The following is a 12,329-nucleotide window of genomic DNA, read 5'->3' as shown; positions in this document are numbered from 1 at the left end:
TCCCGTTGCCAGCTCGTATCGCCACCGGCCACGCGCTCAAGCGCGGTCTGCTCGACCAGGCCGCGCACACCGCGAAGGAAGCCGGGATCACCCCGACCGTGGCACTGCTGCAGGTCGACCACGACGACCCGATGCTCCCGGTCAACTTCCGCCTGCATCAACAGCTGTTCGCCGACACCGGATTCCAGGTGCGCCCGTACGAACTCGCCGCGAACACCAACTGGGAGACACTGCGGGCTCTGATAGAGGAGCTGAACAAGGACGACGAGGTGGACGTGATCCTCGTTCTGATCCCGCTGCCCGAGCACCTCGACATCCGGTTGGTACTGGCTGCCATCGACCCTGCCAAGGAGGCCGAAGGGCTGCATCTGGACCACGTCATGCGGCTCAACCCGCTGAGCGCCCTCCCGCCCACCCGGATTCCTGTCGTCCCGACCGCGGTGGTGCACCTGCTCACCGAGATCGACTACGACCCTGACGGGCAGGAGGTCGTCGTCCTGACCGACCCGGAGCTGACCGAGACCAATCCGGTGGCGAAGATGGTGGCGCGCATCGCGGCGTTCGCCGCACTCCCGCCCAACGCCTCAGGCTGCGTCGTCCCGGTCACCCACCCCAGGGCCCGCGAACTGGCCCAGTCGGCCGACCTGCTGGTGGTCTCGCTCCAGCGGCCCGCGGTGGTGACTGCCGACTGGATCAAGTCCGGGGCCGTTGTGATCGATTTCAACCCCGTTTTCACGGGCTTCAGGCCGAGCCGAAAGGACCCCGGCCGGCAGGTGCCCCAGCTGGTCGGCGGGGTGGATGTGGACTCCGCCAGCACCGTGGCGGGGGTCGTTGTCCCCGCTCCGGGCGGCGTGGGACCAGTCATGCTCGGTGCTCTGGCCCAGCAGATCGTCACGGCGGCAATCGCCCGCCAGTCCGAGCGCGCGGAGCGGTAGAAGACGATCGAGATCCTGAAGAGCGGAGCAGCACCCGTCATGAGCGGGATCAAGTGTCATGCCGGGCGGTGCTGACCTGCAAGAACAGCACCGCCCGGCAAGAACTAGCACCCCTGATCAAGGATCCAATCCCACTCCTAAAGCGGGTGCCGCAGGTTCGAATCCTGCCGGGGGCACAGCCGTCAGATGCCCCCCACCTCCGAATCTTCGCAGGTGGGGGGCCATTTGACATCCACGGCGATGCCGATCTGGGAGTGCCCAAGATCTCCATATCAACGCGGGCGTGACTCCGGCCGCTGTGAGCAGGGTGACCGTGCCGTCACGAGCTTCATGCAGCCGGATCACGCGAAATGGATCAAGCCAACGGGTCAACGAGACCAGCGACACTTGCACACTCACAGGAGAAGGGGGCCGAACCCTTCGTTCGACGGCCAGGCGCCGGCCACCACGGCGGAGACCACGGTCCCGCCGAATCGACTGGGCCCGGAGTGCCACGAGTCTGCGATGGCGTCGACCAGGAACAGGCCGCGCCCGTGTGCCTCGCTGGCCTCCGGGCGCCGCAGTCGCACGTTCGCCGGGAACCCCGGGTTGTGCCCCCGGCCGGGCCTGCGCTCCTGTCTCCGCCACAACGCGTCCAGGAAACGAGCCCCGACGCTGCCCCTGCTAGGTGCCGCTTGACCGCAGCGCGAGATGCGCAGCCGGACGGCACGGACGACCTACTCGGGCGCACCGTTGCTCGAAATCCGGAGGAAGCCAACCGCGGTTGAGTAAACGCGGGTGGGCAGGGAACGCAGTGATCGCAGCGAGAGCGAAGGCGAGCGAAGCCCACGGCGTCCGCACTCGAACCGTCGTCTGGGAACCGCGAGTGTCGACGAAGCTCGTCTGGAACACGTCAGGAGCCGCGAGCTCGATGGAGCTCAACGCCCGCCAGTCAAGGTCCAGTTCGGCAGCATGCGCAAAGTGGAGCCTTTGCAGCGTGAGAGTGACTTCGCCGGTACCGTCCACCACCCACCGTGGCTGAGCATCACGCGCTGCCTGACGACGTCGGGCAGAGTTTCCGATGGCAGAGCCCACCAAGGAGCCGACCACAAAACCAGGGCTGCCGAAGGCAACCACGTTGGTGTGCGTGTACCTCCCGCTACCGAGGGCCCTCCAGGTCAGGCGTTGGCCCGGCCCTACTGCGAGTGCACGATCACCGTGCTGCAGTCGCGCGGTCGTGGCCACGATGGGCCGGCGGGCCGCTTGTTCTTCGAGGACATCGGCGAGGATGTCGCATGAGTGCCAGAGGTACTCATCGACCGGCGACCACGACGGTTGACCAGAGTTTGCCGGCGGCGGTGCAAAGGGGTTAGCCACTGTCGCTCCAGCCTCCCATCAGGAGTCAAGGACTACCGTTCGCGATCAGCCTACTCAGATCGTTCTGCCTGTCGGCCCGCCCAGGTGCCCACTCACGTAACGGCGACTGCACCATAAGCGCATCAGAACGGGCGGGGAACAGCGGGGAACCACAGTGAAGGCACTGCAGCTCAACGAGGCCGCAGCTCAGCCATTCGCCCAGGTCGGTGCTGAAATAGGCTACAGAGTGTCGCAGCTGCCCAAACTGGGACTCGGCAGAGTGCGCTAGCACTCCAAGCTTCTGTACAGCAAGATCCGCTCTTGAGTGGACCGGCGCGAAATATGGCATAACGAATGAAGAGTCACCACTTCTGCGCTACCGCACGCCGGTCGGGATTCCAGACGAGGGAGTACCGGGGCGCAGACGGACGCCCATGATGGGGAGGATGTTGGGCGTGCCGTGCAGGGGGAGCCGCAGATGGCGATATGGCAGGCGTGTCTATGGGGTCTGTTAGGCGCGGGACTTGTTGAGATCCGCGGACTATGGTCCGTCCTCCAGCCAGCCCGCGTCCCGAAGTGGCCGTGGAGGGACGGCAGAGGCCGATCGCAGGTGTGGGGCTATGTCATCGCTGTGGCCTGCCGATTCAGCATGGCGGCCGGCCTGGACGCCGTCTATTGCGCGTCACAGCAGATCACCGGCCCGTTGGCAGCAGTGACGATGGGTATCGCTGCACCACTACTGATCCAGCAAATGGCTGTGCGTGGAGATGCCGCGCCGACGGGCACGTCGCAAACTGCAGTTGGGAGCGAGCACAGCCAAGGGGGCGCGCGTCATTCCAACAAACCACCGGCCCAACTCGGCCAGGGAGGGACCAAGGGAGGCGCTGATGTCCATTGATTGGCGTGCTGTACTTCGCGCGGCCCGAAGGCACTTGCAAGGTGCGCCGCCGACAGCCCTGCCTTCGCAGAAGACTCGGTGGGGTTGGATCCGCGCAGCGCTCGCATTCCAACCCGCACACTCCGTTCACTCCCAAGGCGAAGACGCCTCTGTGGCAGGTGGGATGAACTACAGGCAACGCCAACATGACTCGTACAGACTGCCGAGCGAAGACACCACGCTGGCGGAACACGACCGTACGCCGTCCCCCTGCACGAGAGACTCAGTGGTGCACCCCAACTTCAAGCACGGCATCGAGCTTCTGGCTAGCCGTCGCTACCAAGAGGCCATCACTACCCTCTCATCAGTACTCGACGCAGCACCGGACCATGCACTGGCGCTGGCAAGCAGAGCCGCTGCCTACCGGATGCTCGGAGACGACGGCCCTGCAATGCAGGACGCGAGTCGTGCTATAGCCGTGCAACCAGACCTCGCCTGGGCATACGCCACGCGCGGAGCGCTTCACCGCCTCCAGAAGAACTACGTTGAAGCGCTCGCAGATTTAGACCGAGCGATCCAGCTAGCAGCGGACTATGAGTGGTGTATCGCCGGCCGTGGCGAAACGTACCGATCTATGGGGGAACTGGAGCGCGCCTTGGAGGACTTGAACCGCGCGCTGGATCTCAACCCGCGCAATGACTGGGCCCTCATGAGCCGCTGCGCCACCTATCTCGACGCCCACCAGGACGAGCTGGCACTGACGGCCTTCCGAGAAGCTGTGAATGCTCACCCTGACGGTGACTGGGCTCTTGACCAGTCTGAGCTGACTTACCGCCTCATGGGCAAAGACCTCACTCGCTTCCTGCACGATCTTGAGGCCGACGCCTGAGATCAGCGATCTCTGCCCTGCTGGCCGTTGCAGGAACCTGACCCGTCTCTCCTGGAACGGACCGTCTCAGTTTCCGTCTCATTCAGCCCAGTTCGCGACCGTTCAAGCCGGACCGGAATCCGTACCAGCACCGTCGGCCAGCCGCCCATGAACGCAGGTGAACGCCCCTGCGTTCGGCCCCGCAGGACACCAACACAGTTGGAAAGAGTGCACTCGCGCTGCGGACAGCAAAGGATGAGGTGTGGTCGGCGCCCAAGTGGTAGACAGCCACTATGGCGCAGTTCTTGGTGCTTGCCGACAGTGAGACGGACGGATGGCGGGTGGGTCTGCCGCACGATCGGGTGACATCTGAACTGGCTTGCCCTGTGGGGCGGGTGAGAAGGATGTCGCTGTGCCGAAGCCTTATCCGGAGGAGTTCCGCGAGGACGTCGTGCGAGTCGCGAGGAACCGCGGCCCGGGTGTCACGGTCGAGCAGGTGGCCACCGATTTCGGGGTCCACCCGATGACGTTGTGGAAGTGGATGCGCCGGGCGGATATCGACGACGGGACCAGGCCCGGGGTGAGCAGTCAGGAGGGCGCGGAACTGCGGGAAGCACGTCGGCGGATCAAGCTGCTGGAGCAGGAGAACGAGGTCCTGCGCAGGGCCGCGGCTTATCTGTCGCAGGCGCATCTGCCGGGACAACCACTGGTGGAGTGTGTTCGGCAAGAAGCGTGGCCGGGGCAGGAAGGCCGGTCCGCCGGTGCACGACGATCTCGTGAGCCGCAACTTCACCGCGGCCAGCCCGAACCGGCTGTGGCTTGCCGACATCACCGAACACGCCACGGGCGAAGGCAAGTTGTATCTGTGTGCGGTCAAGGACGTCTTCAGCAACAGGATCGTGGGCTACTCAATCGACGCGCGGATGAAGTCCCGCCTGGCCGTGACCGCCCTGGACAACGCCGTGGCCCGGCGTGAACACGTCGACGGGTGCATCCTGCACAGCGATCGCGGATCGCAGTTCCGGTCACGGAAATTCGTCCGGGCCCTCGATCGCCACCGGATGGTCGGATCGATAGGGCGAGTCGGGGCAGCTGGCGACAACGCGGCCATGGAGTCCTTCTTCAGCCTGCTGCAGAAAAACGTCCTCGACCGCCGGAGCTGGAGCACCCGCGAGGAACTACGGATCGCGATCGTGACCTGGATCGAGAGGACCTACCACCGACGCCGCAGACAAGCCGCACTCGGCCGGCTGACCCCCATCGAATACGAAACCGTCATGACCACACCGGCCCTCCAGGCCGCGTGATCGAACCTGTCACCCAAACTTGCGGCAGACCCATGAGCAAGGCCCAGGCAGTTGCTGCACCGCGGCGAAGTACATCAACCACAGCAACCAACCCCCACCATCAGCGCCCTGTGCAACGGCCGTGGAGGCGCTGGTCTGTCCGTCAGCGACTGATCTCTATGTCCGGCCATCACACCAGTCGACGACAGCCGACGAACCGTGCTCGGATCGAACTCCTGAAGCGGGTGTCGCAGGCTCGAATCCTGCCGGGGGCACAACGCATTACGCAGCTGACCTGGGGTTTCTCGCCCAGGGAAGCACTTTTCGGCCTCGGGCAGCTCATCATCCGGGGCCGTTCGCGTGAGCGGGAGGACGTCGCCGTCGCGGTGGGCCGGAGGCTCGACCGGCCCGGGTTGGGGCGACAGGCCATGGACACCTGACATCCACACGTGTTCCTGCGTGCTCAGGAGGACCACGCCGCGAGGAGTTCCGCCGGGCCGTACGCGGCGTCGAGTCCCGCGCAGTCGGTCCCGCTGCGCGAGAGCGCGATCACCGGCACGGGAGCAGGCGTGAGCGCGGCGCGGTGTCGGTGCAGCGCCGCGAGATCGTGCCGGTCGAACGGGGAGTTCTCCAGCCACTTCACCGAGCCGACGAACAACAGCTCCTTGGCGATCGGCGCGCGGTCCGCTCCCACGACGTCGATCTCCACATCGTTGGTACGGGTCCAGTAGCCGCCGATGGCGGGGGCGGCGGGGAGGTTCGCGTCGGGCAGCAGCCGTGCCAGCGCCTCGCGCACCAGAGGTTCAACGGCCCTGCCACGCCAGCTGGTCCAGTTTTCGCGGATGCGCCGCAGCGTCAGGTCGCCCCGGCCCCGCTCGATCTCCTCCATCGCCGGTCCCAGCAGCTTCAGCCAGAAGCGGAGGTAGGGATCCGCGACCCTGTAGCGGCGATCCTTCGAAGGACGGGTGGACACGGGAAGCTCCGCCGCGATCACCCGCTTGTCCGTGAGGATCGCCAGCGACCGCTGCAGCGGGGTCGCCCCGATTCCGCCGGCTGCGCGGGCGATGTTGGAGAACGTCCGCTCACCGCTGCCGATCGCCGAGAGGACCGTGCGGGCCTGGACCTGCTGGGGGAACTCCGCGGCGAGCGAGCGCTCCGCCGACACCAGCAAGGCCGAGACCGGATCGCTGAGCGCCGCCTCCAGGAACTCCCACATCCCGGCGCCGTGCGTCCACTCCGCGCAGATCAGCGGCAGTCCACCGGTGATCAGGGCCGCATCGAAGGCCGAGGCGGGATCGAGGCCCAGCATCTCGCCCACCTCCGCCGGGTTGAGCGGGCCCAGCACCATCTCCCGTCCGCGCTGGTGGAACGGGCGTCCATAGTCGTTCAGCGCCTCCATCATCGACAGGTCGGAGCCGATGAGAACCAGCAGAACCGGTTTCGTCTCCAGCACTCGGTCCCAGGCCCGCTGGAGCATTCCCTCGAAGGCGCCCTCCGCATCCATCAAATAGGGCACCTCGTCCATGACCACCACGCTCGCCCGGTCGTGCGGCAGTGCCGCCGCCAGTACGTCGAAGGCGGCGTCCCAACTTGCCGGACGGGCCGCAGACAGCAGATTCGCCAGCGGAAGGCTGGATGACTGCGCATCCTGGCTGAGCCGCTGCAGATCCGCCCCCGACGACGCCCCTGTGGCGGCGTAGAAGAGGAACGGCGCACCGGACCTCTCGGCGAATCGCTCCACCAACCGCGACTTGCCCACCCGGCGGCGCCCTCGAAGCATCACGCACCGCCCGGGCCGCTCCCCACCGACCCCGGCCGTCACCTTGCCCAGCTCGCGATCCAGCGTCTCGAGCTCGTGCCGCCTGCCCACGAAATCTGCCATGCTGCCGCCTCCCAGTCCAACGAACACCAGAGAGACTAACATCAATGTTAGTAACATTACCGTTGGTCGCCATGGCTACCAGAAGTCGAGGAGACGCCACTCCCCCGGTACACCCACCCGGGGAGATCAGCCTTCCGCGCCCCAGCATGGTCCGCTGTCGGGCGCCCCATGATCGCCAGACGCGCCAGCGGACATCGCCGAGCAGGAACGCACGGATCGATCGATCGCCTGCTGCGAAACCCACCCTGAAAGCCACACCAATCCTCCCTCCACACCTCACCTCGTCGGCGAACCCGGCGGCGCCCGCCCAGGGCCCGCTCGGGGGAGCCTGCGCGCCGGACTTCCGGCGCAGCGCAGCGCTCGGTGGCGTGGCGTCCTCTTCGCGGCAGCTCTCGATGAGAGTGCGCCCGGGGCTCGGGCGGCGGACCGGGGCAGGCCATGTCCCGCCCCCACCCTCGACGTCGACGCGGTTGCTGCCGGCGCGGCCCACACCGCGTCCTACCGCTCCTGTACGACCGGGGAAAGCCTGGCACTCCCCGAAGGCTGAGCCCCCGGACCGGGCTCAGCTACGCGCTCCTTGGCCCCCGCCCGCTCCCTCGCCCGTCCCCTCACTGCACGCAGCAGGAGGAAGAGCAGCAGGCCGAAGGGCGAGAGCAGGATCGTGAACGCCAGAAGCGGGCCCATGACCAGCGGATGGATCCCGGTCCGCCGTGCCTCGCGGTACATCCACTGCCCGATCAGCAGGTCCCAGGCGATGGCCTGGGCCCAGATCGCGCCCGCGCCATTGGCGAGCACCATCAGATCGCGGAACTTGTCGATGTCCGGGTTGGTGACCACCGCCCAGAGTTCTGGGAACACCGGCAGCGCCATGACCAGGTAGACGGCCAGTATCGGCACCGCGGTCAGCGGCGACGCGGCGATACGGGCGGTTGGCCCCCACCCCGGCGCGAAGATCATGAGCAGCCATACCGGGGCGGCCAGCCAGAAGCTGAGATCGAAGAGGAAACCGGTCATGCCACAGACTCCTTGGGATCGGAAGCGTCGGACGGCCCGGAAACCCTGGAAGGATCGGGCGGCTCGGTACCGTCGGCTGCCCTGGAAGGATTGGACGGCCCGGTAGCATCGGCTGTCCTCGAAGGCCCGGACGGCCCGGCAGCGTCGACTGCCCTCGAAGGCCCGGACGGCCCGATAGCGTCAACTGCCTCCCGCTGACCGCCCGTTGTCGCCCCACGCCCGGAACCCCCGGCCCGGAGTGCCCGGTGAACGCCCGCCAGCGTGCCGGCAAGGATCAGGCCCGCCGCCGTCGAGGTCGCCCCATCCGGGTGGATCAGCGGCTGCCCGCGTAGCGCCTGCCAGGTGAGCAGGGCGAAGACGGCGGCGTACGCACCCGCGGCGACCAGGATCAGGCGCTCCTGCACCCGCTCGGCCCGCAATCGCGGCAGACGCGGCGCCAACGCGATCAGCCCCATGAGCAACAGCGGAAGCAGCTGCAGCGCGTGCATGCCGAAGAAGTGCGGGATCCGTAGATCGCCGCCGGTGGTCGACCAGCCGGTCAGCGGCATCGAGGGGCCGCCGTCCGGTACGCCCACGCTGTGGGCGCCCACCACCTTGGACACCCCGCGCTCCTGACCCGGCGCCGGCTGTGTCATCAGGAAGCCGACAGCGGCCCCGGCGAGGGCGAGCACGACACCGGACCGTATCGCCCGGGCGGACGCACGGTCGGCGAGCCGGGCGCGCAGCAGGAGTACGGCGATGGCCAGGGTGCCGAGCCACAGGATGACGACGGTGATGGCCATCACGTTGAACAGCGTTTCGTCAAAGGGTGTTTCGAGGTTGAAGTGACTGCGCTTCCCGCGCACCACCTGAACGGTGATGATCACCATCTCGACGACACTCGCCGCCGCGACGACGGTGCCCGCCCACCAGCCCACCCGCCGTGCACGGCGGGTGGGCAGCAGCGACAGCATCCACGCCAGCGACAGTCCGTACGCCACGAACGAAACCGAGAACTTGAAGGGCTTGAACCAGATCGGCGAGCCCACGAGCTGTCGCTCGTCGACGACGAGCCCCACCCCGGACACGACGGCGAGAACCACCATCGACAGCGAGAACACCACCAACGGCCGGTGCCATGAACGCCATGAAGGCATATCTGTCTCCTCCGATTTCCTCGCGGTTCCCCTGCGATTCCCTTGCGGTTCCCTCGACACAATGGATAGTGGAACTATCCACTATCTGATAGCGCCACTATCTATCATGGGAGGGAGGTTGGCAAGCGCTGGACAGCGGAACGGGATAGCGGAACGAGGAGTGAAGAGGAGTGAACAGGCCTTGCGCATCAGCGAGTTGAGTCGCAGTACCGGAGTGCCGGTGCCGACGATCAAGTACTACGTCCGGGAAGGGCTCCTCCCGCCCGGCGAGCTGACCAGCCGCAACCAGGCGAACTACGACGAGACGCACGAACGCCGGCTGCGTCTGATCCGCGCACTGCTCGATGTGGGCGGCCTGAAGGTGGCCGCGATCGCGGAAGTCCTCGGCGCGGTCGACGACCCGGCACGCCCGGTGCACAAGGTGCTCGGCGCGGCGGCGAGCCGGCTCGGGCCGGAGCAGAGCGATGACGACGACGCGGAGTCGGCGGCCGCGAGCGCCGTCGTCGCGGAGTTGATCGCGCGACGCGGCTGGCGCGCGCACGGGTCGGACCCGGCCGCCGGGGACCTGGCCCGGGCGCTTGCAGCCATGGGGCGGGTCGGTCACGGGGCGTTCAGTGAACTGCTCGACGACTACGCGGACGCAGCCGAGTTGGTCGCCCGCGCCGACCTGGACTATGTCGATCGACGGGTGGCGGTCGACGACCTGGTGGAAAGCGTGGTGATCGGCACGGTCCTCGGCGCGGCGGTGTTCGACGCGATGCGCCGCATGGCACACGTGGACGCGTCGGCGAGGCTGTTCGGGCAGGACAGGGCCACCGATGCCGCCGGACGGAAGGCCGCTGACTAGCCACCGAGCCTGAGCGGGGCGTCGAAGGTTCGGCCAAGCCCTACCAAGTCACCGGAAGAGCCCTCAAGCCGTAGACGATGTTGTCCTGGTTGTACGTGAGTTGGGCCGGGGGCACCGCGAGGCGTAGGGCGGGGAGGCGGTGGAGGAGGGTGGTGAGGGTGGTTTGGAGTTCCACTCGGGCCAGGGTCTGGCCCAGGCACTGGTGGGTGCCGTAGCCGAAGGCCACGTGGCGGCGGGCGTCGCGGGTGATGTCGAGGTCCGTCGGAGCGGTGCCGCTGTCGGCCGTGAACAGGCCCTCCTCGCGGTTGGCGGTGGAGAGCATGCAGATCACGCCGTCGCCTGCGGGGATCGTCACGCCGCCCACCGTCACGGGCTCCGTCGCCGCGCGGCCCAGGCCGAGGTGGATGATCGTGAGGTGGCGGAGGAGTTCCTCCACGGCCCCGCGGATCAGTCCGGGGTCGGCACGGAGGCGGGCCGCCTGGTCGGGGTGGCGCAGCAGGGCCAGCACGCTGATGGCCGTCATGTTCGCGGTGCTCTCGTGGCCTGTGACCAGCAGGAGGAAGCCGAGTGATGCCGTTTCCTGGGGCGTCAGGTCGTCGCGTGCCGCGAGGCGGCTGAGGATGTCGTCCTCGGGGTGGCGGCGCTTGCGTTCGGCCAGTTCGGCCAGGTAGCCCATCAGCCGGGCGTGCGCCTCCTCGGCCTGCTGCCGTGTCGAGTTGTTGTCCAGCAGCGTGCGGCTGAGCGACTGGAACAGGTCGTGGTCCTCGTACGGCACTCCGAGCATCAGGCAGATGACCAGGGAGGGGACGGGGAGCGCGAAGTCCGCCACCAGGTCCGCCGACGTGCGGCCCTCGGTCATGCGGTCCACCGCCCTGTCGACGATGTCCTGGATACCGGGGCGCAGTTCCTCGATCCGCTTGACCAGGAAGTCCTTGGTCACCATGCGGCGCAGCCGGGCGTGTTCCGGGTCGTCCATGCGGATGAAACTCGGCTTGGCGGTGGCCAGTTCGCGCTGTCCGGGCGAGAGGAAGGGGAACCCGGGCGTCCGTGCGTCGGCGCTGAACCTGGGGTCGGCCAGGACGGCTCGTACCTCGTCGTAGCCCGTCACGAGCCAGGCCGCGGTCCCGTCCGGCAGTACGGCACGGGTGACCGCCCCCTCGCGCGCGGCGGCCGAGTAGGCCGGAGGCGGGTCGAACGGGCAACTCCCGTAGGGGGAAGGGAGGTTGACGGCCGTCGTGGGCGTGGGCATGTGGGACGTGGTGGCGGTCATGGGCTGCGCTGTCTCCTGGTGGCGTTCAGGGGGTGTCGACGAGAGTGATGGCGCCGCTGGGGCACAGGTCCGCGGCCAGGCGCACATCGGCCGCGTGCTGCTGGTCCGGCTCCGGGACGAGCAAGGTGACGCGTCCGTCCGTCTCACTCTGCTCGAACACCTCCGGCGCCGCACCGACACACTGGCCTGCGCTGCAGCAGAGTTCCCTGTCCAGGCGCACGGTCAGGTGTCGCCGCTCCCGGCCCGCGGAGCCGTCGGAGGGCGCGGAGTCAGACGGAACGGAGCCAGAGGGCTGGGCGTCGGAGGGCGTGCGCAGGACGTTCAGGGCGGTGCACATCGTGGCGGTCTGGCCGGCCAGGACCAGCAGTTCGACCAGTTGCTCCGGGCGCAGTGCGCGGGCGAGCCGGTCCCACAGTCCGTCGGGGACGGGGGCGTTCGCGGCCAGCAGGTCGCATGCCTGAAGGAGCACGAGTTCCTCCTGCGGCCAGGGGTGGGTGTGCGGGTCGGCCGACGTGGCCTCGATCTCCTCCGCCGTCAGCCCGGCCTGCGCGGCCGGCGCCCGGTGCCGCTCCCGGACGTACGCCGCGTCGAGCCGGTGCGCGGTGCGCAGGACGACCAGTTCGCGTCGGCGGTGGCCGAGGGTTCCCTCGTGGGTGAGTACGCGCGCGAGGGAGAGCCAGGCGTGAGCCAGGGCGGGGTGGTGGGCGAGGGTGCCGAACAGGTTCTCCCGGCCGGGACCGTCCGCGTGGGAGTCCGCGAGGAGCGACCGCAGGGCCGGGGGCCACTCGGACGGCGGGAGCGGAGGAATCCGGGGTGGAGTGTGGGGTGGGGTGTGGGGTGGGATGTCGAGTGGGGTCCGGGCGGGCGATGTGGTCATGA

The 12,329-nt window shown here is 68.0% G+C and carries 7 protein-coding genes and 3 pseudogenes; 4 read left to right on the top strand and 6 right to left on the bottom strand.

Features of this window, described 5'->3' with window-relative positions; genetic code table 11:
• The first annotated feature begins 5 nt into the window (after nucleotides 1-5).
• Nucleotides 6-935: a bifunctional 5,10-methylenetetrahydrofolate dehydrogenase/5,10-methenyltetrahydrofolate cyclohydrolase gene (locus tag ACH4YP_RS39210; RefSeq protein ID WP_361065071.1), complete on the top strand. Its 930-nt coding sequence runs from the start codon at nucleotides 6-8 to the stop codon at nucleotides 933-935.
• Between the two features lie 395 nt (nucleotides 936-1,330).
• Here the strand turns inward: ACH4YP_RS39210 and ACH4YP_RS39205 are convergent.
• Nucleotides 1,331-1,528, bottom strand: a pseudogene (locus tag ACH4YP_RS39205) (hypothetical protein); the annotation flags it as partial.
• A 1,908-nt stretch (nucleotides 1,529-3,436) separates the two neighbouring features.
• Here ACH4YP_RS39205 and ACH4YP_RS39200 point away from each other — a divergent pair.
• The gene (locus tag ACH4YP_RS39200) at nucleotides 3,437-4,036 is read left to right on the top strand and encodes a tetratricopeptide repeat protein (RefSeq protein ID WP_361065068.1); all 600 of its coding nucleotides are present in this window, start codon (nucleotides 3,437-3,439) and stop codon (nucleotides 4,034-4,036) included.
• A 391-nt stretch (nucleotides 4,037-4,427) separates the two neighbouring features.
• Nucleotides 4,428-5,322: pseudogene (locus ACH4YP_RS39195) on the top strand (IS3 family transposase).
• Between the two features lie 442 nt (nucleotides 5,323-5,764).
• On the opposite strand, the gene ACH4YP_RS39190 reads toward ACH4YP_RS39195, so the two are convergent.
• From ACH4YP_RS39190 to ACH4YP_RS39180, 3 genes and pseudogenes are all read right to left on the bottom strand, one after another.
• Nucleotides 5,765-7,183 carry an ATP-binding protein gene (locus ACH4YP_RS39190; RefSeq protein WP_361065065.1) on the bottom strand — a complete coding sequence of 473 codons (1,419 nt, stop codon included), beginning with the start codon at nucleotides 7,181-7,183 and terminating at the stop codon, nucleotides 5,765-5,767.
• A 498-nt stretch (nucleotides 7,184-7,681) separates the two neighbouring features.
• Nucleotides 7,682-8,197, bottom strand: coding sequence for an ABA4-like family protein (locus ACH4YP_RS39185; protein WP_398495820.1), 516 nt, complete (start codon nucleotides 8,195-8,197; stop codon nucleotides 7,682-7,684).
• Nucleotides 8,198-8,424: 227 nt separating this feature from the next.
• A pseudogene (locus tag ACH4YP_RS39180) lies at nucleotides 8,425-9,282 on the bottom strand (hypothetical protein); the annotation flags it as partial.
• Between the two features lie 232 nt (nucleotides 9,283-9,514).
• Here ACH4YP_RS39180 and ACH4YP_RS39175 point away from each other — a divergent pair.
• Nucleotides 9,515-10,180 (top strand): MerR family transcriptional regulator, encoded by a 666-nt coding sequence (locus tag ACH4YP_RS39175; protein ID WP_361065060.1) that lies wholly within the window; start codon nucleotides 9,515-9,517, stop codon nucleotides 10,178-10,180.
• Nucleotides 10,181-10,220: 40 nt separating this feature from the next.
• Here the strand turns inward: ACH4YP_RS39175 and ACH4YP_RS39170 are convergent, their stop codons facing one another.
• Nucleotides 10,221-11,450: a cytochrome P450 gene (locus tag ACH4YP_RS39170; protein ID WP_398495818.1), complete on the bottom strand. Its 1,230-nt coding sequence runs from the start codon at nucleotides 11,448-11,450 to the stop codon at nucleotides 10,221-10,223.
• A gap of 25 nt (nucleotides 11,451-11,475) precedes the next feature.
• The gene (locus ACH4YP_RS39165; protein WP_398495816.1) at nucleotides 11,476-12,327 is read right to left on the bottom strand and encodes a (4Fe-4S)-binding protein; all 852 of its coding nucleotides are present in this window, start codon (nucleotides 12,325-12,327) and stop codon (nucleotides 11,476-11,478) included.
• Between the last annotated feature and the right edge of the window lie 2 nt (nucleotides 12,328-12,329).

The organism is Streptomyces sp. NPDC020747, from assembly GCF_044334695.1.
Taxonomy (GTDB): Bacteria; Actinomycetota; Actinomycetes; order Streptomycetales; family Streptomycetaceae; genus Streptomyces.
Note: the sequence above shows the minus strand (reverse complement) of the source record. Positions and strands in the feature narration are given on the sequence as shown.

What these genes read in the sequence shown, in the direction of transcription:
- ACH4YP_RS39190 (WP_361065065.1), bottom strand. Translation starts at nt 7,183, where the DNA reads ATGGCAGATTTCGTGGGCAGGCGGCACGAGCTCGAGACGCTGGATCGC.
- ACH4YP_RS39185 (WP_398495820.1), bottom strand. Translation starts at nt 8,197, where the DNA reads ATGACCGGTTTCCTCTTCGATCTCAGCTTCTGGCTGGCCGCCCCGGTA.
- ACH4YP_RS39165 (WP_398495816.1), bottom strand. Translation starts at nt 12,327, where the DNA reads ATGACCACATCGCCCGCCCGGACCCCACTCGACATCCCACCCCACACC.
- ACH4YP_RS39170 (WP_398495818.1), bottom strand. Translation starts at nt 11,450, where the DNA reads ATGACCGCCACCACGTCCCACATGCCCACGCCCACGACGGCCGTCAAC.